Origin of the sequence: Paenibacillus sp. FSL R7-277, from assembly GCF_000517965.1 — a bacterium.
GTDB classification, from domain to species: Bacteria; Bacillota; Bacilli; order Paenibacillales; family Paenibacillaceae; genus Paenibacillus_AQ; species Paenibacillus_AQ silagei.
In genome coordinates, this window is the sequence record NZ_ASPX01000080.1 from 588,127 (window position 1) to 609,535 (window position 21,409).

Genomic DNA, 21,409 nt, shown 5'->3' on the forward strand with positions numbered 1-21,409 from the left:
TGTTCTGTCATGCTATCATTTCATCGCCCGCAGTGATTTGGAGATAATTCCTTCCAGCACCTTCCAGGGAAGCAGGGCCTTGCCGATCATCAGCACCCGCGAGCCCCGGCCTACAGGATAGCGTAGCTTCGGCGCACGTAAGGCAGTGATCCTTCCAATCAGATCAGCCACCTCCTGCGGATCGGGAGCCGTCTCGGACGCCCGCCGGGAGTACCGCAGCACCTCTTCAAGCCTGGTGTGATACGGGGAGCCTTCACTTCTGTGCATCCCCGTAATCCCTTTGTCCCAGATGGGGGTACGGAAGGAGCCTGGTTCAACCAGTACAACGCGGACGCCAAAAGAGAGCATCTCCTGGCGCAGACTCTCGCTGAACCCTTCCACTGCAAACTTCGATGCGGCATACGGACCATAGCCCGGGAATCCGCTCAGGCCGCTGACACTGCTCACGTTAATGATCAGGCCGCTGCGCTGGACCCGCATGTGGGGAAGCACCGCCTTCGTTACGGCAACCAGTCCGAAAAAGTTGGTCTCCAGCTGCCGCCGCCATTCCTCCATGCTGACCTCCTCCACGAATCCGCCTACGGCGAAGCCAGCATTGTTCACCAGCACATCCATTCTGCCGGCAAGCTCAAGACTCTCCTGAATAGCAGATGCAATCGAAGCTTCGTCCGTGACATCCAGTGCCAGCAAATGAATGCGCTCCCGTACCCCCGCCTGTTCAGCCTGCTGAACAAGCTCCTTGCTGCGGCCAAGATCCCGCATGGTGGCAATGACCCGGTACCCTCTGCGGGCCAGCGTAATTGCGGTCAGTAGCCCGAATCCGCTGGAGGTCCCTGTAATCAGCGCAACCGGCTCATGCCCCTGGAGCTGGCTTGGATTAGTGTTCATGGGACACCCCTTTCATTTTTCTCAAGTTAACAGGTTATGAATCCGCCTACAGCTTCAGCCTCTGAATAAGCGGCATGCCGATCCGCCGGAGCAGCAGCTCCAGGAAGGACCAACCGCAGCGGTTGAGCAGTGAGGTGCCCCGGTCATACACCGCCGAATATTCGGTGGCTCCGGCCGCTCCCCGGTTGCGCTTGAACTGGCCGACGCCCGAGCTTTCGTGCAGTAATAGTTCTCTGCTGCCCGCAAGCCCGATCAGGACGGCGGACAGCATACGATAGAGTCCTAGAGACTGAGGCAGACTTGTGTCATAACCGAATAATGGCGCAGTCATCGCCCCCTCCCGCTCATAGAAGCCAAGCACCGCATCCAGCCTTCCCTCCTTGCGCAGACCGTAGATTTGCAAGGTCCGCCGTTCCAGCGCCAGAGCAATATAGGCTTCGGTGAACTGCGGATTATAGGCCGAATATTTATCGATATACAGCAGTCTGTACAGCTCCACGATCCGGGGAATGTCTTCCTGCGTGATTTCCTCCGGGCCAACCTCAGTATAGCCGTGCTTCGCCAGCAGATTCCTGTCGCGTTTGACCAGCCACCTGGCCTTCGAGCCGGAGGTATTCGGATGCAGCAGGTAGATCTGACGGCTTGGAACCAGCTTGCAGCCATATCCTTGCAATTTGACAATGTGTTCTCCCGAAGTCTCCCGGCTAAGCGAACGATACATTAAGGTATAACCCGGATAAGTCTGCCGGAGGTAATCCAGTATCGCCGTCAGCTGTTCTGCACTTAAGGCAGGATACAGATTGGTGGACAGCAGCCAGTTATTCACCTGAACCACCCGGTTGAACCGTGCTTGTCGCAGCATCCAGCCCATGCCTGAGAGCATTAGCGACAATAGGCCCTCTAGAAGCCGGTTATTGAGCAGGGCCAGCTCCTCACGCGCATAGCTGACATAGTGGGTATAGGGTGAGCATACATACGAATTGTCATAGTCTGCTTCGTTGACCGTAATCGGAACCGGCAGACCATCAATGGTCAGCACCTTAACAGTTGTACTCACATTATCGATAAAAGGTTGCGCTCCCCGCTCCAGCAGCGGTGTAAGATACTCCCGGGCATACCGCCCGTACTCCGTATCCGGCCAGTCCAACCCGGCAACAGAATCGCGGTCATATTGCGTTACCCGGTCCTTCACGGCTTCCAGCCCCTCTCCACCCGGCGCAGCTTCACAGTTCCGGGCACGAAGCTGTAGGCGGTAAAAGTCAGCTGCGGCGGGATGCAGGACAGCCTGGCGAACAAGCGCGTCAGTTCTGAAGTAATCTGCTGCTCCGTCCCTTGATCAGTGCCGGTTCGTGTACAATAGGAGATTTCCAGCTCAGTGAGGCTGTGCTGAATGACCCGGTAATGCTCAATGTCTGCGGAAGCCGCCAGCACAGCCCGGGTAACGAAATCAGGGAATACTGTAACGTGCGTGCCGTCTGCCGTATGGGGCAGATACAAGATATCATCACAGCGTCCTTCGATCCGCTCAATGGCCGTGAACAGTGAACCGCAGGGACACGGCTCTGCCGCTTCGGTCAGAATATCATTCAGCCGGTAACGGACGATGGGCTGCACACTTCTGGAGAAATCGGTCACGATAGGCACGAACCGGCGTGATTTTTCATCCAGTATTTCTTTTTCGATATGTACAATATCTTCGTTGAGATGCAATGTTCCGTAACTACAGGTAACTCCGAGGAAGCCCTCGGTACACTGATAAGCCTGATGCACCTTCTGCCCGAAGGCCTGCTCAATCTGCTGCCGGTCGAGCGGGTCCAGCACTTCCGCAACCGCAATGATCCGGCGGGGATGCAGATTCATCTCACCTGACTGCTGTGCCTCAGCCAGCAGACGCAGCATGGACGGCGGTGCAATCCAGATATCCGGCTGGTACTCCTTCATACGGGTCAAGAGCCGGGGGAGCGGCTCCAGCAGATCGAAATACCTGAACTGCAGCCGTCCCTGCTTCACAGATTCATACAGATTACTGTTTGCCCGCAGAAAAAATGCAATTCTCGCCCGCTTCCACAGTCCACCCGGCAAAAGCTTTGCCAGCACCGTGCCGGTCCAGGCAGCCTGCTCTTCTTCTCCAACGAGAAAAATCCCCCGGTTGCCGGAGGTTCCCGAGGATAACCCGACGGTCACGCCTTGCAGCGTAGGCTTGAAGTTCCTGCTGTTCTCCGCTTCATAGGCCTCGGCAAAGGCCTGCTCCTTCGTAATACCCGCAGTGTTAAGCTGATCGAAATTCTCCATCATCTCCGGCTTCCCGATCACCGGGAAACTCCGCCATTCCTTGGACGGAATGCCTGCCCACAGCTCCCTGTAGAACTTCGAACGCTGCCTCACCCTCTCTACATGAAGCCGGATACGCTTCTCCTGCCACTGCTCGAGTGCTGCCCGGTTCTTCCAGCGTCTGCCCCACTTGGTGAGAATGTAATGGGTCATTACCAGCCTTATCCGCTTCATGTCACACTTCCCGTTCCCCAGTGCGCAAGCGCCTCGCGGCAATGGCTGGGCACAATCCGAAGCTTAGGAAATTGTTCATGCAGCTGGCGCAGCCGCTCGAAATTGCGGAGGTATTCTGTGCGGCTGGACATGATCAAGCCTGCTGCCAGGTGCGGCTTGCGGTTCTCCCGGAACGCCCGGCTCGACCAGACCGTATCTGCACAGAGCAGATAATCATGCTGGGAGGTGGAGACGAATACGCCGATCATCCCGGCGGCATGGCCGGACAGCTCAACCGCCAGCAGGCTGCCGTCTCCAAGCAGATCATAGGCGTCCGTGAACGGAAGGCCTTGCGGCAACGCACGCTTCGCTGAGGCTTCATCCACAGGAATGGAGCGGAGGATGAAGTCATCCGGCAACAGCCCGGGCAGGAATCCCGCCTTCGTCGCCCGCACCGGACCCAGCCCGCTTACGGCATCGTAAGATTTCTGCAAATAAATATACTCCGCCTGCGGGAAATCCCGTACCCCGCCGATATGATCGGCATGAAAATGCGACAGCACCACATACCGCACCTCCTCCGGCGAGATCCCCCCTGCCTGCAACCGCCGCACTGCACTCTCTTCCTCTCTATAGACAACCGGAGTGATCTTGCGGTATAGAGAGGCTGGCAGACTAGCTGTCTCCTGAAAGAAACGCGCGCTGTAGCCTGTATCGAACAGGATGGGTCCGTATTCCGGATGCCGGATCAGGGCGTAACCTGCCGGGAAGGCAACCGGCTTCAGTGTGCCTCCACGCAGAGTCAGACGCTCGGGATGCAGGCAATAGCCCGCAGACAGTATAGATAATTCAACTGGAATTTCTGTAATCATTGCTGTTCCCTCCACCATTCTGCAAAGGCACGAAGTCCCTCGTCTGTTGTTATACGCGGTTGATAACCCAGCTGCTCGCGGGCCAGTGTAATATCCAGTGTCTGGGAGATACCGAGTGCGGCTGCAGAATAACGGGTCAGCAGCGGCTCACCCGGAATAGGCAGCACCTTGTAGATCCCCTCCATTAAGGCCGCTGCGGTATAAGCTACCGGGTAGGGCAATCGCCGGGTGTGCAGCGGAACCCCGAGCAGTGAGAATAGCCGGGTGACCAGCTCTTCGAACCTTAGCGGCTCACCATTAGTAATATTGTAGACGCTGCCGGAAGCAGAGAGCGGGGCTTCACAGCAGAGCAGCATGGCATCGACTACATTCTCTACGCAGGTGAGATCAAGCTTGGCCGCTCCGCCATTCATCAGCGGCACCCCCTTGCTCTCATTCGCTGCCAGCAGCCGGGGGAACAGGGCGTTGTCCAGCGGGCCGAATATGGCTCTAGGCCGGAGCATGAAAGCGGTAAGCCCTTCTCTCGCTGCCTGCCGGACTACCTGCTCGGCGATCAGCTTTGTTGCGGCATAGGCATTGGCCGGCCGGCCGGGAAGCGGATCACTCTCCCGGATGCCGAAGCGGGGCCGCTGGCTGGAATACACACTGGGCGTGGAGATATGAACCAGCCTTCCTACGCCATGCCGTTTGCACCCTTCTACGATATTGCTTGTAGCCTCCACATTGCATGTATAGAACTCCTTGTACTTCCCCCAGGGTGACGACAAGGCTGCACAATGGAACACCACATCCATTCCCCGGCAAAAGCCATAGGCAGTCTCCGGGTCACGCAGATCCCCGGCCAGAAACACTGCACCTTCCTGCTCCAGCTGCTTTCCCTGCTCCGGGTTGCGTCCCTGCGCGTAGACCTCCCAGCCCATCCGGGCAAGCCTCCGGGCGGTATGCCGTCCAAGAAATCCGGTTGCACCTGTTACCAGCGCTTTGGTCATGCCTCACCATTCCATTCTATATCTTCAGTTAACGCCTCTGTGATCGAGATGCGGTGCCGCCTGGCTGTCTTCCAGGCGGCGTATACTATGCGGAACTGCTCGCGGGCAGGGCGGCGGTCATCCTTGCGGTAGACCACATCTGCTGCTCCAAGCAGCGCTTGCCGCCAGCTGCCGAAGCCCCCGGGTCCCGGCTTCAGCCCGCAGCCCAGCATGGGCAGCGTCAGCATGGCTGTGCGGGCTGAACGCGGGACAATGACTGTTCCGCTCTGTACGAGCGGTCCGGGATTCAACAGCGCCTCCGTCAGCCCTTCCTCCGGCGTGAACAGATGAATCCCGCTAGTAGCGCGCGGATTGCATTCAATTGGATACAGCGTCCCGTTCTCCGGTTCGATGAAATCGAATCCGATCTGGCCGCTGAAGCCGGTTGCTGCGGCGAACCGCTGTACCCATTCCAGAGCCGCAGGATGCTCCAACGGTTCAAAATACACGCTGGCCCCGCTGCGCCCCGTCCTGTACCTGCTGTCATACGCAGCATGCGCCACAACTGTGCCTTCGTGAAGTATACTGTACGTACAAACCGCTCTGCCTTGAATGTACTCCTGGGATACCCAGGGAGCCCCGGCCGATAGTCCGGCTGGAGGCTCTCCCTCCCACGGGCCGCGTTTATGCGGATTAGTTGAAGCGGATCTTTTATCCGGGAGAATGACTTTAGAGGCAAAACGGGAATATGCGGGCTTGTAGACCCGCTGTTCCCCCCTCTCCGCTGCCTGCTTCACGGCTCTCCGCCACTCTTCTGCGCTGCTGATCAGCACCGTGTCCGGGATCTTGAATCCGAGCGAACGGAGCAGGATCATGAACTCCCCTTTATGGTGCAGCCCGGCCAGAATACTTCGTTCTGACGTAAGTACGCGGCACCCCGTTAGATACTCAAGACCTGCAGAGACATAGAAAATCTCCTCACAGGTCGGAATCAGGCAGTGAATGCCCAGTTCTTCCGTTAACGCAGCCAGGCGCTGGACATAAGCCTGCGGGTGATGCCTTGGGGCAGGCACCCGGAAGCTGGCTTCGACGGCAGAGGATACCCGGCACAGATGATACTCGGCGCTTTCTGCCACATATACCTGGTGGCCTGCCGCCTTGAACAGCCTTGCCTGCTCCAGGGCTACCGGGGCGCGTCCGCCGGTAATCAGAATACGCCGGGCTTCAGTACTCAATAATCATGCCTCCCAGAGACAGCCCAGCCGCTGTGCCGATCAGCATGATCCGGTCTCCGCGCGATATCCGGCCCTGACGGATAGCTTCATGCAGCCCCATCGGAATGGATGCAGCAATCGTATTGCCATGGCCTGCGGTATTGTCGAGGAAGCGGTCCTCGGCAATTCCCAGCTTTTTACGCAGGAGACGCATCGCCATTGCACTGCCCTGGTGGGGAATGACCAGCCTGAAGTCGTCCATCTTATTGCCTGTGGCATTCAGCATGTCAGCAATGAAATCCGGAAGCAGCTTGGACGCTTTGCGGAATATAGCCTGTCCATCCATATGGAACAGATAAGGCAGCGCATCCTCGGCTGTATAATTCTGGGGATGCAGTCTGGTCCCGCCCCCGGCAATCTCCGAATAACGCGCACCGCTGCTGTAGGTTTTGAGCGAAGCATGAAGTATCCGCGAGGAATCACCGGTCTCCGCAGGTCCGATCACTACCGCTGCCGCTCCGTCACCGAACAAGGCTGAACTCTCCTTATCCTGCCAGTTCAGCCCCACCGAGGCAATCTCAGTGGCCACCAGCAGCACATTCTTATATCTGCCCGCTTCCACCATGTAGGACATCACATCAAGCCCTACTAGAAAGCTGAGACAGGTTGCATCGATATCAAAAGCCGGCACACCGGAATCCGCCTGCCCCATGGCCTGCTGAATGAACACGGCGGTACTCGGCAGCGGCTGCTCCTTGGTTCCGCTCGTACATACCAGACAATCGACCTCACTGAAGCTGAGACCTGCATCGGCGAGGGCCGCTTCAGCAGCTCTTGCGCCCATGAAGGAGGCGGTTTCATCTGTATTGGCATAATGGCGGGTGCCGACGCCGGTGATTTTGTTCACCCAGCCCGGTGTTGTGCCAAGGATCTGATCAAGCTCTGCATCACTAACTACACGCTCCGGCAAATATTTGCCTGTTCCTTTTATTTTCACATGTCTAAGCTGCATAATGCATCTCCCATTCGTGTGAGTACCAAGATGTCGAACTATATAAAATATTGTAAACTACAGATATATTCTACTAGATTTTCCGGCAGAGTCATATACAAAAAGAAGATAAATATCCCATTTCGCGAACTAACGTTCTTAAAATGCTTGACGGTGCAGGTTCAGGGGGTTATAGTAAATGCACAGGTAACACATATTAAGCGGGAGAAGCACCTCGCAGGACAGGCAGTTCATGCCTTTCTTGGAGGTGCTTCTTTGTGTCTACTGCCAAATGAACAATCAGAGGAGCTGAACGCAATGTTTAGATTCACGGGCTTGACGAATTGGAGAGGGATGGGAGTTGTTACACCTTTCTCGGGAAGAGCTGTAAGAAGGCTGTTTGTGCTGGTGATACTGCTGTCACTTTGTACATCTCCCTTGTCCGGTGTCTCTGCAGATTCCGGTTGGGATTCTGCGCTGGACGAAATTCATAATCTGTATACAGACTATACGGGTCTACAGGCAACGCTGAAGTCTGACCTCCAGCGGAATCAGGAATTGCGCAAGCAGAATAACGCCGCACTTGCCGCAGTGAACAAGCAGCTTCAAGCCACTAATGCTGCCCAGCTCGCCAAGCTTAAGGCTGCCTCGGAAGCGGTACAGAAGAAGCATGCTCCGCTCCTGGACCAGTATACTGCTCTCAGCAAACAGATCACCGCTGCCCGCAAGGTAAGCAATCTGAAGAGTGCCACTGTGCTTGAGCTGAAGCGCAATAAGCTTAAGGCTGCCGCTACCGCAGCAAGGGCTGAAGTAAAGAAGGCCACCTCAGCCTTGGCAGAAGCCAAAGCGTTAACTGCCGCGAAGAACAAGCCGGCTAAGGATGCCCTTGCCCCCATCACCCTGCTCAAGAAGCAGATTGCCGCCCAGAACAAGCTATTCTCAGCCGCACAATCAGAAAGAACCGAAGCCGACAAGCGCTATAAAGCCGCTGTCCAGGCGGGGGATGCCACCCAGGCTGCGGCTGCAATGAAGCTGTCTTATAACCGGATGAAGGAGATCCGTACTATGGCCGGACAGTTGTACGGCTGGGAGCAACAGATCAGCACGGCGCTCCGTGCCGCAGAGCTTAAGCTGCCGAAGTAGCCGAAGCAGCATATTCATCAGGGTCAGAGCAGCTTCACCAGCCAGGTGATAATGAAGGCTCCGGGTACCAGCAGGGCTTGACCCAGCAGAGATCCCAAGAAGCGCGAGCCCATCAGGAGTACATAGATCTTCCCGAGCTGGTCACGGTATTCCGCATTCTCGGTTGCCTTATGCGTAATGATTCCCAGCTGTGGATCGATGAACACCGTCAGCAGTATCGTTGCTATCCCGTTAATCAGGCCCGATGCCTGGGAAGCAGTAGTGCTGAATGCCGGCAACAGCTTGGCCGCATACATCGAGGATAATACGCCAACCGTGTAGAAGGCCGTCACGAAGACATTCATCACAATGAAGCGCTTGGGAATTCCAAGATAACGGAAGCTGCTCAGCCTGACCTTCGGTCTGCGGATATATTTGCGCGTATTCTTGAGCTGGCTGACCGTTACACTCGTCAGCAGCTTAGGGATAGATCCTTCAATCTCCAGCTTGGAGATCACTCTTGCGAACAGTCCTACGAAGGTCGGGAACAAGGCGATGGCGATCAATGTCCCCAGTGAAGAAGCCAGCATAATAATCCGCAGATAGTTGAGCAGCGGGAAGCTGTCGTCAGCTTTGGCATAATCTACGAACTTCGCCGTTAAGGGGCCTTGTACCATATTTGCGGTTCTGGAGACCAGCACGATAATTCCGGTCAGGGATAAGGCGATGGCGATCTTGTTCAGCTTCACTCCGGCAAAACGCACCGAATACGACAAGGTCTCCGCCGTATGAATAATCAGAGTCAATAGACATACCACTAATAAGCTGTTCGTCATTTACGGTTACTCATCTCCAAATCAGGCAGCATTCGGCAGATGACCGGCATTCTTGTTCCAAATTATTACAGACCGGATCGCCTCACTTAATATATATTCTTCTTCCTATATAATCCAGAATCAATTTTGTAAGATTTGGTCTAACGTCCAGCAGAACAGAATTCCGGCTGTATACCGGACCAGATCAATCCAGAGGAAGCCGTGGCCGAGAATCAAGCTGCCAAGGGTTGTAGCACGCACATGCAGAATCCACTCAGCCTGATAGAGCTGGCTGAACTCAATTCCGAAGCTGAAGCACAGGCTAAGGACAAGCGACATCCATAGCGGATGCCGGATCAGCAGCACCCGGGAGGCAAGGTAAATCATCCCTGCCCAGATCGCATCCCCAAAGTGTTCGCTGACAAAGTGCGGCAACTGGTTCCCGTATGCCCTGGTCGCAAGACCCAGCAGGGCGGCTAGCAGTACTGCACCGCAGTAGATCATTCTGGATTGTAAATTCAAAATCAGCAATCGTAACTACTCCTTCATCAATCAAATACAACCTTCAATCAAATATAACCTTCCTGGGCGCAGCTGCATCCCGCATGAACAGCTTCGGGGGATAAGGGATTGTTAGCCCGGGCAGTTCATCTTCCTTGAAGAATCTCAGCTCTTCCGCCTCCCCGTCCAGGCTCCTGAGCTGGCCTTTAACAATGACACATTCAAATACAATAACCGTGTACTCTACCTGATCCCCGTTGCTATATTCATATCTGAATTTCTCACCGCCGAATACGCCGATAATCTGTTCAGGCGTCACCATTAAGCCGGTCTCTTCGAACACCTCTCTACGCAGCGCCCTAGACGGGGTCTCTCCAGGTTCAACCGCTCCGGCCGGCAGGCCCCATAAGGTTTCATCCTTTTTGCGGATCAGCAGAATCCGATCCTGTTCATCTCTTACTACAGCCGCTACAGACGGCATCATTAACAGCCCGTTGCCGGCCTTCCCGCGCAGCTCCCGGTAATACTCAGACATTGACATGAAGCATCCCCCCACTTTATTTCAATTGGCCCCTATATCATTCTTAATTCCAGTTTATAGCTCATCCTTGCGGAAAGAAACCGGATAAACCACGAAATCACCCGGCTGATTCTCACAATCCGTCAGCTCTACCTTATAGAATTCCTCGGTCTCAGCAAGCCGGATCGCTCTGCATACATATTCGATCTTCCCGCCGTCGCCTGCCCAGTCTCGGCTATTGTCCACCGTCCAGTGCAGTACCCTGCCATCGTTGTAGAAATCATGAATATACGGCCCACTGTCAACACCCCACTGAAGCATGGTGAGGTTATCTCCCTTACCTTCCTTAAATCTATGTATCATTTCTGTAATTCTGTCCAAATCCAGCTTATCAAAATGCGTAATTAAGTTCCGCTGGTCCCTGACCAGAGAGACTGGCTTGTTGAATTCCCGTATCAGCAATAGTGAAAGTACCGCAATAAGTAGCGTTTCAAGAATTATAATAGCCCGGCTGTATTTGCTAAAAAAGTTGTTCATGTTCCCTCCCGCACCACGGTTTATGGATAAACCGGGTTAGCACTATATTTGACATGGTTGTATGATATTCCTTGTCTGACGCACAATTGTGATAGTAAAAGGTTATGTAACCCAAAAATATCTCCAGCCACAGGGCGGAGATATCTTTGGATTCTTTGTGATTTTCATATTCCCACTCTTCACTAAGTCTTCAACCTTCGCCCAGCTCCGGTGGTTCAAGTAGTTGTAGTCCGCGGCGACGGGTGCGGAAGGTCCACAGCAGATCTGCTGTGAATAACAGCAGGACGACGGGAAGTATGGGCATCCATACCCGCTCCATATGCAGATACAGGAAGTGTACCAGCGGATGCAAGCCGAAGATGCAAGCCACTGACAGTCCCCACCAATACAGCGAGAATTTCAGGCAGATATGCCCTTGCAGCTGTAACGGCATCCCTGAATAATCCCACCATTGTCTACGAAAGATCCCCTTAAGCAGCCAGCCGCTGACAAACTCAACCGCCGAAGGGACAATCAGCGCAAGCAGCAGGAATAACGGCAAGGGAAGCCTAATTTCATGTGCCGCCAGCAGCAGCAGCAGCGGTGCGCAGCCATACATGGGCTTAAATGGCCCTTTGAGGAAGCCTTCTTTGCGAAAGGTTCCCGTGCTGTAGAGGCTATAGCTGCCTTCAAGGACCCACCCCAGAAACGAATAGACAGTAAAATAGAACAGATAGGGGCTTGCCGCAGCCACTACACTGTAACTATGCTGTAAAAGTAACGGTGTCATCGTAGTTATTCGCGCCTCCGGTCCCATTAATTTTCCAATTGGAGCTAGTATGCCTCCAGGAACCGGATGCTATGACGGGAATATCTGGCGGTTTTTCGCATACATTCCAGACTCCTTATTACCTCCGTCGGCCTGCGTCTGGTGAAATCATAATCCCTATATCAGAAAAAAGACTGCCCCAGTAGGAACAGTCTGCTATGTGCATATGCCTTATACCTTATGACCTAGCCACATGCCTTATCCTTATCCTCTAATTCTTAGGAAGCGGGTCAGGATGAGCGGTTTCGGCCGGTTTGGCTTCCCAATCATCGGCTTCAGGTTCAATATCCACACCGTTCTCCATCTTTTTGCGTTCTGCGAGTGAATCCCCGTCTTTATTCTCTTTGTTGCGGATGTCTGCTTCATTACCGGAATGATCTGACATGTGAATTCCTCCTTGTATGCAACTTGTACGCGATTTGAACTACGTAGTTATAGTTACCCGCAGACCCCTTTTGCAAACATCTCATGTGAACAAAGATCCTTTTCACTTGTCTTATCCATTCACTGTTCTATCCATTCACTTGCCATTCGGCGAACAGGTCCCTCTTATTCGTAATACACACGAAACACAATGTCCTGCTCGTAATTCCCGAAGCCGCGCCCGAATAACGTTAAGCCGCCCCGCCTTCGGGTGGTGTCTTCTGCCGTGAACCTGAAGCTCCACTGGTCCTGCTGCCAGCCCACCTGATCAATGGTAACTGCCGATATCTGCTGGCCGTCTATATAAGTTCCCCCTGCATTAATTCTGAGCACCTTGAGCAGCCCGTACTGGTTCACATCCGATTTCCACCAGGCTGGGGTCAGACGGCCTCTCATTACGCCGAAGTCACCGGGGCTGGTCCATTTGCCAAGCGAAATGCCATTCATCATAAAAGAGATATCCGAAGGCCACTTCTCGTTCACACTCGGTGCCTCCGAGCCGATCTCCATGGAGATCTCAATCTCCTGGACCGTCTGATCCATGAACAGATAATTCGGAACCTTATATTCCACATATCCTTTGGCGAACCAGAGAATGCCGGCATCCACCCGCTGCGGGTCCAGGAAATAACGCGGGTCGTCATAATACCCGATCAGCTTCTCCGTTGTGGCAATGCCGCAGGTCGGTGAAGCTGCAAGGTCGGTGTAATGGCCCACAGGGACAGAGACCTCCACTACTTTGCGGGCGATGCCTTTGGCCCCGGATAATTTAATCTGCAAGAAATTCGCGGAAAGTGAGCAGAATTTATAAGTCCCCCCGTCGATCCGCTTCATCTGGGAGCTGACAATGCCGGCCTTCTGCAGCTTCGCTACATGCGAGCTGACAATGGCACTGCTGAGATACAGCCTGGCTGCAATCTCCTTAATATGCATCTCCTCGCTGCTAAGCAGATCGATGATCCGCAGCCGCACTTCACTGGCAAGTGCTTCATAGACCTTCAACGATTCAGAATCTGTGGTTAAATACATCGGTGGCCCTCCGCGCTCTTTGAATTAGTTATTAAGTTAATCCTGAAATTAGTTATTGCTTAGTATACCCCGTAATTCGTATCATGTAATCATAAACGGGCTTGAACGATTAGCTATTTCATTAATCTAATACAAAGGAGCTTCTAACTATGAGCATTCAATCCAAGATGATTGTCGACAAAGACTTCAAGCTGGCCGAGGTAGATCCAAGGCTGTACGGTTCCTTCATTGAGCATTTGGGCCGGGCCGTCTATGGCGGAATCTATGAGCCGGGACATCCTACCGCTGACGAGAACGGGTTCCGCGGCGATGCCCTCCAGGCCATCAAGGCACTACGCGTACCGATCATCCGTTATCCGGGAGGCAACTTTGTATCCGGTTATAACTGGGAAGACGGCGTTGGACCCAAGGCGGAACGAAAGCGCTCTCTTGAACTTGCCTGGTGGGTTACTGAGACTAACCAGGTAGGCACGAATGAATTCGCCGATTGGGCCAAGCTGGCCGGTTCTGAAGTGATGATGGCAGTGAACCTGGGCACACGCGGAATCGACGCTGCAAGGAATCTGGTCGAGTACTGCAACCATCCCTCCGGCTCTTACTGGAGTGACCTGCGGATCTCCCATGGCTACAAGGATCCGCACAAATTCCGCACCTGGTGTCTGGGCAATGAAATGGACGGTCCATGGCAGATCGGAGCCAAGACTGCAGTCGAATACGGAAGACTCGCCAATGAGACCGCCAAAGCGATGCGCTGGGTGGATCCTTCTCTGGAGCTTGTCGCCTGCGGCAGCTCGGGCAGCAACATGAGCACTTTTGCCGAATGGGAAGCTACAGTTCTGGATCTCACCTATGATAATGTCGATTTCCTGTCGCTGCACACTTACTACAATAACAATGATGGGGATACAGCGAATTTCCTGGCCCAATCGCTTGATATGGATCAGTTCATCGACAGCGTAGCAGCAGTATGTGATTATATCAAGGCTAAAAAGAAAAGCAAGAAAAAGATTTACCTGTCCCTCGATGAATGGAATGTATGGAAATCGCAGGGCTCTAGCCGTGCCGAGCAGCACTGGCAGATTGCACCGCCTGAATTCGAGGATGTCTATACCCTGGAGGATGCGCTGGTGGTGGGCTGCTGCCTGATCAGCCTGCTTAAGCATGCAGACCGGGTCAAGATGGCCTGTATCGCCCAGCTCATTAATGTCATTGCACCGATTATGACGGAGGATGGCGGACCGCTCTGGCTGCAGACCACTTATTATCCTTACATGCATGCCTCCATCTACGGCCGGGGAACGGTGCTGCACCCGCTGATTACAAGTTCCAAATATGATTCCAAGGATTTCACCGACGTTCCATATCTGGAAGCGGTCAGTGTATATAATGAGGAGCTGAACGAGGTTACTGTGTTTGCAGTGAACCGCCATCTGAGCGAAGGCATGGAGCTGGCGGTTGATCTGCGGAGCTTCGGAGCTGTAGAGGTTATTCAGCACACGGTTCTTGAGCATGAGGATCTTCAGGCGGCCAATACCCGCTCCAACCCGTCGAATGTGCTTCCGCACAACCGGGGAACAGCAGCCGCAGACGGCGGCCGGGTGAGCGCAATGCTTCCGGCTGCTTCCTGGAACGTAATCCGGCTGCGTGTGAACGGCTGATTACTAAATGCTGCAAGCTTAATGGTACATGATCCAGGCGACTAGCGGTCCGGCGATGGAGCCGACAATCGCGCACACAGTCATGGCTACAGAGCTCATGGACACCGACTCTTCGCCGTATTCCAGTGCCTTAGCGGTGCCGAGGGCATGGGAAGCTGTGCCCAGGCCAATGCCGATCCCCGACTCGCTGCGGATTCTGAACAGCTTAATTATATAGGGGCCGCCGATTGCTCCCGTGAAGCCGGCAACCATCACGAACACGGAGGTCAGCGATGAATCTCCGCCGAGATTGCTGGAGATCTGAATCGCTACAGCGGTGGTAATCGACTTGGGCAGAATGGACAGCACATACAGCTTGGAGAAGCCGAGTCCGGCTGCCATCAGCAGCCCGCTGAACATTCCGACCATAAGTCCGGTGACCGTTCCGCCGAGAATGGCAGGGAGATTCTTCCACAGTACATGCCGCTGTTTGTATAAGGGATAAGCCAGCGATACTACCGCTGGTCCCAGCAGGCGGTTAATCCAGTCGCCGCCGATCATATAAGTCTCATAAGGGATATGGAAGCCCATGAGCAGCACAACAACCGTGAACGTTGCGGTCAGCGCGGGCAGAAGGACAGGAAGACGGTAACGTCTGTACAGTATGGACATGACCAGATAGATCACGACGTTCATCAGCACGAAGCTGGCAGCCAGCAGAATTCTCATGCTTCCTTCCCCTTCCCATGGACATTACGGGCACGGTACGTCCGGCGTGTTAAGCGTTTGACGCTGCGCGAGGCAATCCACTGGCTGGAATGTGCTGTAACAACCATGGTCAGCACACTGCTGATGACGAGAATGCCGATCAGGAGCAAGCCTCTTCCGCTAAAGATATCCAGATGGTTCATGATGCCTGCGGTGGCCGGGATGAAGAACATGGGCAGATACGCCAGTATAAAGGACGAGCCGTTTTCGATCAGCTTCACGGGCACAATCTTTAGCAAAAGCAGCACGAAGAGCAGCAACAGTCCCACGATACTGCCTGGAATCGGCAAATGCAGCAGCTCTTGCAGATAGCCTCCGGCCAGGAAGAACACATACAGCAAGCAGACCTCGGCGATAATGCGGATGATTTTCATAATGCAGGAATCCCTTCAATCTTGAAATGACGAGCATAAGCAGCCGCTTACCGGCAGCAGGCTGACTTCCTAAGAGTAGCAGAGTTTTCAGCAAATTTTCAATAAGTTTTCGACTCTTCTATGTACTTTCATTATTGATCTAATATTTCAAAAAAAAGAAACGGATGCAACCCCTCAGGGCAGCATCCGTTTCTTTGTGATCCTCATAACAGCCTCCGGCTCGCAGGCCTTATCGCCCTTAGACCCACTCTACCACCTGCGAAGCGTTCTGCCGGGTCTTCACACGCGGCTCACCGCTCCGGTAGCCGAAGGCTGCCATGCAGGCCAGCCCGAAATGTTCAGGGTCCATAATCCCCTCGTCGGCCAGAAGCTGCTCCATTTTCTGCTTATCGAAGCCTTCAATCGGACAGGAATCGATGCCGATCAGCGCAGCTGCGGTCATCATATTGCCAAGGGGCAGATAGGTCTGACGCGCGCCCCACTCGAAGATCGCCCGCTCATTGCCAGCCAGGCCGAAATCGTTTTTCAGGAATGCGCCGTAGACCCGCTGCTTGCCCTCTGCAATCTCAACCGGCAGCTTCTGTACCTCCGACATCATACTCTGAATATATTCTGAGTCAGCTGCCAGATCACGCGGCTGTCTGGCCAGAATAAGCACGAAATGGCTTGCAGTCGGAAGCTGCTTCTGCGCGCCCCAGGCGTATGGCAGCAGCTTCTGCCGGAGCTCCGGGTTCTGGACAACTACAAACTTCCAGGGCTCGAAGCCGAACGAACTCGGTGACAGACGTCCCGTCTCCAGAATGAAGCCGAAATCCTCCCCGCTGATCTTTCTGCTGCTGTCGAATTCCTTGGTCGCATGTCTGTACTCATAGGCTGCCAAAATCTGCTCTTTCGTCATTTGAGTTGCTGTGCTTGTGTTCTCCATCCTCCATACTCCCTTTCTGTGTACCGTTCATGATAAGGAATTGACGTTTTCCTGTTCCCATGCCTATAGTAATGGATATACAACACATTTAGAAGTACGCACATTTTTGTGATGTAGTATACAAAATGATACTAAGGAGCGTGTTCAGTGATGCGCAACCGTAAAGGCGGTTTCGGCACTTGCCCTGATAGCAATGCCTTTGCTTGTCCTGTAGAATTCACCCTCGATGTTATCGGCGGTAAATGGAAGGGTGTGCTGCTGTACCATATGATGGATTCCACAGTCCGGTTCAACGAATTCCGCCGCATCTGCCCCAGCATCACCCAGCGCATGCTGACCCTGCAGCTCCGCGAGCTGGAGGAGGATGGCGTCGTACACCGTGAGGTCTATCATCAGGTGCCGCCCAAGGTCGAGTACTCCTTGACTGATTTCGGCCGGTCTCTGATTCCGATCATCAAGCTGATGAGAGATTGGGGTCTGGAGTACCAGGCGAAGCAGCAGATTTCTGAGAGTCCGGCTATAGACACCGGAGTGTAACGGGGCATAGCAGAATAGGGACTGTCTCAAAGTAGATATTCTATAGACGAGTCAGATCTCAGATGTTTCAAAGGATTCAAATGTTAAAAAAGCAGCGATTCTCTCATATTGGAGAACCGCTGCTTTCTGTTTTTGTTGAAAAAATGTATTTTCGTATCCCACTTAAACAGCGGAGAGGACGAAACGATTGTGTAAAAGCGTCAGCGGTCGCCTTGGTCTCCGGATTTTCACCGCTAAGGGGAATGAAAAAAATTCTTACGACCACAGCGATTGGAACAACGGTTCGTTCACGCAGCGTCCACCCAAGTACTCACGTTAATCCTGCTTAAAAAAAGGGGCCGTTTTCCAGCCTATTATGAATCTTCGAAAAACTCCTCCGCCTTCTGCTTATGCTCCTCCTTGACCTGTCCGGCAATAGCCCGGATGCCCGCCGCCATGACGGCAGCATCGTCTGTGAAGCCCAGGCCAATCAGCGCATCGGGAATAGCATCAATCGGGGAAATGAAATACGCCAGCGCTCCAAAAGCAATCCCTTTCGCCCATAGCGGTGTTTTGGCATCCATAGCACAGTAGTACATGGCTATCGCTTCTCTGGTGAAGGGAATTTTACCGGCGGCTTTCCTGGTTTTGCTCCAGAAGCTCTTCTTCACAAGCTCCTCATTCTTCTTGTCATACTCAAAGCTCTCCACCAATGCTCCTGCAGGCAGCTTACCTGTCTGATTGTCCATCCGTAGTTCCCTCCCGGTGATTAAACTGCCTATATATGGCCTCGCGCCAACCCTTACTATATCTTCACACCATTCCCTTGCGGCTAATCACTGTGGCTTATAATGCTTCACTTAGGAGCCCAGATGCTCCTTGAAGAACAACGCCGTCTGTCTGCGCTGGAATTCGCTCACCTCATGCCCGGAGAACGGATAATCCATAATCTTCTTAGGCGATTCTATCCGGTTATACGCGGCATAGATCGTCTCCGGCATACATACCGTATCCTTCCAGCCTACGGACATCTGAACAGGGACGGTGAAGCGGTGAGTCAGATTGACGATATCGAAAAAGGCCAGATTCTCAAACACACGCTCCAGATGCTCCGGATAGCGCTTTAGGTATTCCGCGATCTCAGTAAGTGAGCTGGTGGAATTCAGCACCCCGAAATCCAGCCGGCACAGATTAGGAATATCTGCGGCTACCGCAGCCACGCGGCTGCTGAGCGCCCCTGCCAAGAGCGCGATCCCCCCGCCCTGGCTGGCTCCTGTAATCGCAATACGCGCCGGATCAACCCCCGGCAGCTGTGCTGCCGTCTCTATAGCCCGTACGGTATCTATGGCTAACGCCAGATAGTAGGACTGCTCCTTCTCCAGCAGCCCCTGGGTAATCCAGCCTCTGACAATCCCATGCTCTTGCGGCAGCAGATTGCCGGTCTCTCCAAGCTGACCGCGGACATCTACGGCCAGTACTGTGTATCCAAGCAGCAAGAAATCTGCGTAACGCTCGGGATATCCCCGGTCACCGGTGTAACCTGGAAAGGTCACAACACACGGCCGGTCTCCCATGCCGTCCGTATCACCGGCAGGCTGGATATACCAGGCATTGATCGTAGTCTCCCCATAGCTCATATAGCTGACCTTGCTCACCTTCATGCCCGGATAGGGGGTATCTTCAGGGGTGATGCTCACATCCAGCGGCTGCTCTTCATCTTCCGCAAGCAGATCATTCCAGAATTCATCAATCGTCTCCCGGTCCAGTGTAGGCTCTGGACGGCAGTTCTCCAGCTCTTGCTTACGCATCTCTATTGCATTCATCTCAATTCCTCCTGTGTTGCATGCATTCTTAAAACCTTGCATGTCTATGTAAGCGTCATTAATATTATAGATATAAATTCATAGAATTCCAAAGGAGTTGTTTATTATTCGTTACGGAACGTTGGCACACACTGCCGGCTGCCTGCCGCTTAAGGAATTGACCGCCGCTCTTCAGACCTACAATATTGACTTCGTTCAGCTCGCCTTATCCAAAGCCATACAGGACATCGACCTCTCCCCCGGCAAGCTGAGTCCTGGACTGGCCTCATACATCGGCGAGCAATTCGATAGGGCCGGTATCCGCATCGGTGTGCTTGGCTGCTACATTAATCCGATTCACCCCGATCCTGCGGTCCGCCGGTCGGAGATTGACCGCTTCAAGGAGCATCTGCGCTACGCCCGCCAGTTCGGCGCGCCTATGGTCGCTACGGAGACGGGGGCATTTACGACCTTCCAGGAAATCGACCCTTACCGCTATGAGGAGATCGGCTGGGATGCCCTTAAGGCAACAATCGAGGAGCTGGCAGAGGAGGCGGAGAAATGGGGCGTATTCCTAGGTCTCGAGGGCGTAAGCACTCATACCCTGTCCTCTCCGGCCAAAATGCGGCGTATCCTCGACGAGGTGCCTTCAAGCTCCATCGGAGTCGTATTCGACCCATGCAACCTGATCGGTGAAGAGGTTCATCTCCAGGATGAGATCGTCGATCAATCCTTCAGCCTGTTCGGCGACCGGATCATCCTCGCCCATCTCAAAGGAATCTATGAGGACGGTGGACGCATTCGTCACGGCGCTCCCGGAACCGGACTGTTCCACACCGCTGAGTTCCTGAACAAGCTCGAGGCGCATAAGCCGATGATCGATGTCTCGCTGGAGGATGTCACCAGCCTGGAGATCCGGGACACTGTGAATCTGCTGCGTAATCTGCGCAAATCGTTATAATCCGGCCATAACCCCATTTCCTCCAAAAGTACCGCTTAGCGGTACTTTTCGCTTTTCACTGAATAAAATAGTATACCTATCGCATTTTTGCAGGGCGATGGTGCAGAAAGGAAGGGATCACAGATGCGGTTCACTTTCCCCATTCTTACCTTAAGCCATGGCGGGGCACAACGCATGCTCGTGGAGCTTACGAACGGTCTTACTGCCCGGGGCCACCAGGTTGTGATTGTCATGCCGCTGGGAGGGGATGTTTCCTATGACGTCCGTTCCACTCTGCTGATTACCGACTACCCGCTGCTTCGCGAATCCGATTTCCCCGTCAGTGATATCATCGTCTCCAATTTCTACACTACGGTTCCGGTCTCACAGGCAGCCAGCCTGAACGGCAAAGGTATGCATATCCGCCTCTCCTTGTGCTATGAACCGCTGTTTCTGCCGCAGAACGAGGTATCCTTCCCCTCCTATCACATTACCGATAAGCTGATCGTCCTCTCCAGATGGCAGCAGGAGTTGATTAAGCTGGGGCACGGAATCAGCGGAAGCATTGTACCGGTAGGGATCAGTGCTTCATTCCGAAACATGAACATCCGTAAGGAGCTTCAGGAGCCGCTGAATATTACAGCGATCCTGCGCAAGGTGGAGCACGGCTTCTCCTGGCACCGCGAGCAGGATTACCTGGTGAATCAGCTGGATATCGTGAAGCAGAACTTCCCGTGGGTCAATATCAATTTCATCAGTCCGCCGGACGAATGCTTCACCTCCGATTCACTAAAAAGGATGATGAACAGCGGCAAATACCGCTTCTTCACGCCGCTCAATGACGAGGAGCTATGCTATCACTATAACGGTGCTGATATTTTTGTCAGCTCCAGCATTTTCGACACCGGCTCGTTGCCCGGGCTGGAGGCGATGCGCTGCGGGGCGGCGTTGGTCTCTGTCTATGCGGGAGGAAATCTGGAGTATGCCCGCCATGAGGAGAACTCCTTGTTGTCCTACCGGTATGAGAACCGGCTTGCGGCGGATGTGATGCGGCTCATTCAAGATCCCGCACTCCGGAACCGGATCGCCGCACGCGGGGAGACCGATTCAAGATCATGGACCTGGGAGAACAGTGTCAAAATCATGGAACGGACAGCCACTGCCTTTTTAAAAGGGAACGGTGCGGGAAAATCGCGCTCCAGCCGACCTTTTGCAGAGAATGGGTAGAGGCTCCGGAGAATGCAGGAAAAGGTCCAACTTATGAGGTTAGGGTTG

24 protein-coding genes are annotated in these 21,409 nt (G+C 53.8%); 5 read left to right on the forward strand and 19 right to left on the reverse strand.

The genetic code is table 11. The features are described from left to right. Positions 1 to 15: 15 nt before the first annotated feature. The 7 genes from C173_RS24740 to C173_RS24770 are packed head-to-tail and all read right to left on the reverse strand — an operon-like array spanning position 16 to position 7,438. On the reverse strand, positions 16 to 888 hold the full coding sequence (locus C173_RS24740) for an SDR family oxidoreductase (protein ID WP_036729715.1): 873 nt from the start codon (positions 886 to 888) through the stop codon (positions 16 to 18). 46 nt (positions 889 to 934) lie between these two features. Beyond that, the gene (locus C173_RS24745) at positions 935 to 2,080 is read right to left on the reverse strand and encodes a GNAT family N-acetyltransferase (RefSeq protein ID WP_051478351.1); all 1,146 of its coding nucleotides are present in this window, start codon (positions 2,078 to 2,080) and stop codon (positions 935 to 937) included. After that, complete coding sequence (locus tag C173_RS24750; RefSeq protein WP_036729721.1) at positions 2,077 to 3,393, reverse strand: F390 synthetase-related protein; 1,317 nt, start codon at positions 3,391 to 3,393, stop codon at positions 2,077 to 2,079. The genes C173_RS24745 and C173_RS24750 overlap by 4 nt, the downstream gene beginning before the upstream one ends. Next, the gene (locus C173_RS24755) at positions 3,390 to 4,244 is read right to left on the reverse strand and encodes an MBL fold metallo-hydrolase (protein WP_036729724.1); all 855 of its coding nucleotides are present in this window, start codon (positions 4,242 to 4,244) and stop codon (positions 3,390 to 3,392) included. The genes C173_RS24750 and C173_RS24755 overlap by 4 nt, the downstream gene beginning before the upstream one ends. Beyond that, on the reverse strand, positions 4,241 to 5,233 hold the full coding sequence (locus tag C173_RS24760) for an NAD-dependent epimerase/dehydratase family protein (RefSeq protein WP_036729728.1): 993 nt from the start codon (positions 5,231 to 5,233) through the stop codon (positions 4,241 to 4,243). Before C173_RS24760 ends, C173_RS24755 begins: the two co-directional genes overlap by 4 nt. Further along, entirely contained in the window at positions 5,230 to 6,447 is a 1,218-nt protein-coding gene (locus C173_RS24765; RefSeq protein WP_036729731.1) for a hypothetical protein, read from the reverse strand. The genes C173_RS24760 and C173_RS24765 overlap by 4 nt, the downstream gene beginning before the upstream one ends. Then, on the reverse strand, positions 6,437 to 7,438 hold the full coding sequence (locus C173_RS24770; protein ID WP_036729734.1) for a beta-ketoacyl-ACP synthase III: 1,002 nt from the start codon (positions 7,436 to 7,438) through the stop codon (positions 6,437 to 6,439). Before C173_RS24770 ends, C173_RS24765 begins: the two co-directional genes overlap by 11 nt. Positions 7,439 to 7,735: 297 nt before the next feature. On the opposite strand from C173_RS24770, the gene C173_RS24775 reads away from it, so the two are divergent. Continuing rightward, entirely contained in the window at positions 7,736 to 8,560 is an 825-nt protein-coding gene (locus tag C173_RS24775; protein ID WP_051478353.1) for a hypothetical protein, read from the forward strand. Positions 8,561 to 8,583: 23 nt separating this feature from the next. Here C173_RS24775 and C173_RS24780 read toward each other — a convergent pair whose 3' ends face one another. The 7 genes from C173_RS24780 to C173_RS24805 all read right to left on the reverse strand — a co-directional run bounded on the left by C173_RS24780 (position 8,584) and on the right by C173_RS24805 (position 13,172). Next, positions 8,584 to 9,375, reverse strand: a complete 792-nt coding sequence (locus tag C173_RS24780; RefSeq protein ID WP_036729737.1) for a lipid II flippase Amj family protein — start codon at positions 9,373 to 9,375, stop codon at positions 8,584 to 8,586. 120 nt (positions 9,376 to 9,495) lie between these two features. Then, positions 9,496 to 9,885 (reverse strand): ribosomal maturation YjgA family protein, encoded by a 390-nt coding sequence (locus C173_RS24785; protein ID WP_051478355.1) that lies wholly within the window; start codon positions 9,883 to 9,885, stop codon positions 9,496 to 9,498. Between the two features lie 34 nt (positions 9,886 to 9,919). Then, positions 9,920 to 10,396, reverse strand: coding sequence for an NUDIX domain-containing protein (locus tag C173_RS24790; protein WP_036729740.1), 477 nt, complete (start codon positions 10,394 to 10,396; stop codon positions 9,920 to 9,922). 54 nt (positions 10,397 to 10,450) lie between these two features. Next, complete coding sequence (locus C173_RS35520) at positions 10,451 to 10,696, reverse strand: hypothetical protein (protein ID WP_327196489.1); 246 nt, start codon at positions 10,694 to 10,696, stop codon at positions 10,451 to 10,453. A 406-nt stretch (positions 10,697 to 11,102) separates the two neighbouring features. Continuing rightward, on the reverse strand, positions 11,103 to 11,681 hold the full coding sequence (locus C173_RS24800) for a putative ABC transporter permease (protein ID WP_036729746.1): 579 nt from the start codon (positions 11,679 to 11,681) through the stop codon (positions 11,103 to 11,105). 250 nt (positions 11,682 to 11,931) lie between these two features. Beyond that, positions 11,932 to 12,105: a hypothetical protein gene (locus C173_RS34735; protein WP_179090391.1), complete on the reverse strand. Its 174-nt coding sequence runs from the start codon at positions 12,103 to 12,105 to the stop codon at positions 11,932 to 11,934. A 164-nt stretch (positions 12,106 to 12,269) separates the two neighbouring features. Beyond that, positions 12,270 to 13,172 (reverse strand): ArsR/SmtB family transcription factor, encoded by a 903-nt coding sequence (locus tag C173_RS24805; protein WP_036729749.1) that lies wholly within the window; start codon positions 13,170 to 13,172, stop codon positions 12,270 to 12,272. Between the two features lie 149 nt (positions 13,173 to 13,321). Here C173_RS24805 and arfA point away from each other — a divergent pair, with 149 nt between their 5' ends. Continuing rightward, positions 13,322 to 14,830: an arabinosylfuranosidase ArfA gene (gene arfA, locus C173_RS24810; RefSeq protein WP_036729752.1), complete on the forward strand. Its 1,509-nt coding sequence runs from the start codon at positions 13,322 to 13,324 to the stop codon at positions 14,828 to 14,830. A gap of 18 nt (positions 14,831 to 14,848) precedes the next feature. Here arfA and C173_RS24815 read toward each other — a convergent pair whose 3' ends face one another. The 3 genes from C173_RS24815 to C173_RS24825 all read right to left on the reverse strand — a co-directional run bounded on the left by C173_RS24815 (position 14,849) and on the right by C173_RS24825 (position 16,876). Next, positions 14,849 to 15,538, reverse strand: a complete 690-nt coding sequence (locus C173_RS24815) for an LrgB family protein (protein WP_036729755.1) — start codon at positions 15,536 to 15,538, stop codon at positions 14,849 to 14,851. Next, positions 15,535 to 15,951 carry a CidA/LrgA family protein gene (locus tag C173_RS24820; protein ID WP_036729758.1) on the reverse strand — a complete coding sequence of 139 codons (417 nt, stop codon included), beginning with the start codon at positions 15,949 to 15,951 and terminating at the stop codon, positions 15,535 to 15,537. The genes C173_RS24815 and C173_RS24820 overlap by 4 nt, the downstream gene beginning before the upstream one ends. A 238-nt stretch (positions 15,952 to 16,189) precedes the next feature. Further along, on the reverse strand, positions 16,190 to 16,876 hold the full coding sequence (locus tag C173_RS24825) for an NAD(P)H-dependent oxidoreductase (protein ID WP_081751322.1): 687 nt from the start codon (positions 16,874 to 16,876) through the stop codon (positions 16,190 to 16,192). Between the two features lie 150 nt (positions 16,877 to 17,026). Here C173_RS24825 and C173_RS24830 point away from each other — a divergent pair, with 150 nt between their 5' ends. Further along, positions 17,027 to 17,413, forward strand: a complete 387-nt coding sequence (locus tag C173_RS24830) for a winged helix-turn-helix transcriptional regulator (protein ID WP_036729764.1) — start codon at positions 17,027 to 17,029, stop codon at positions 17,411 to 17,413. Between the two features lie 353 nt (positions 17,414 to 17,766). On the opposite strand, the gene C173_RS24835 is transcribed toward C173_RS24830, so the two are convergent. Together C173_RS24835 and C173_RS24840 are read right to left on the reverse strand one after the other, a co-directional pair. Further along, positions 17,767 to 18,141 carry a YkvA family protein gene (locus tag C173_RS24835; protein WP_051478356.1) on the reverse strand — a complete coding sequence of 125 codons (375 nt, stop codon included), beginning with the start codon at positions 18,139 to 18,141 and terminating at the stop codon, positions 17,767 to 17,769. A 111-nt stretch (positions 18,142 to 18,252) separates the two neighbouring features. Beyond that, the gene (locus C173_RS24840; protein WP_036729767.1) at positions 18,253 to 19,215 is read right to left on the reverse strand and encodes an acetylxylan esterase; all 963 of its coding nucleotides are present in this window, start codon (positions 19,213 to 19,215) and stop codon (positions 18,253 to 18,255) included. 121 nt (positions 19,216 to 19,336) lie between these two features. Here C173_RS24840 and C173_RS24845 point away from each other — a divergent pair, with 121 nt between their 5' ends. Beyond that, positions 19,337 to 20,155, forward strand: a complete 819-nt coding sequence (locus tag C173_RS24845; RefSeq protein WP_235192005.1) for a sugar phosphate isomerase/epimerase family protein — start codon at positions 19,337 to 19,339, stop codon at positions 20,153 to 20,155. 123 nt (positions 20,156 to 20,278) lie between these two features. Then, positions 20,279 to 21,361: a glycosyltransferase family 4 protein gene (locus C173_RS24850; RefSeq protein WP_063830944.1), complete on the forward strand. Its 1,083-nt coding sequence runs from the start codon at positions 20,279 to 20,281 to the stop codon at positions 21,359 to 21,361. Positions 21,362 to 21,409: the final 48 nt, after the last annotated feature.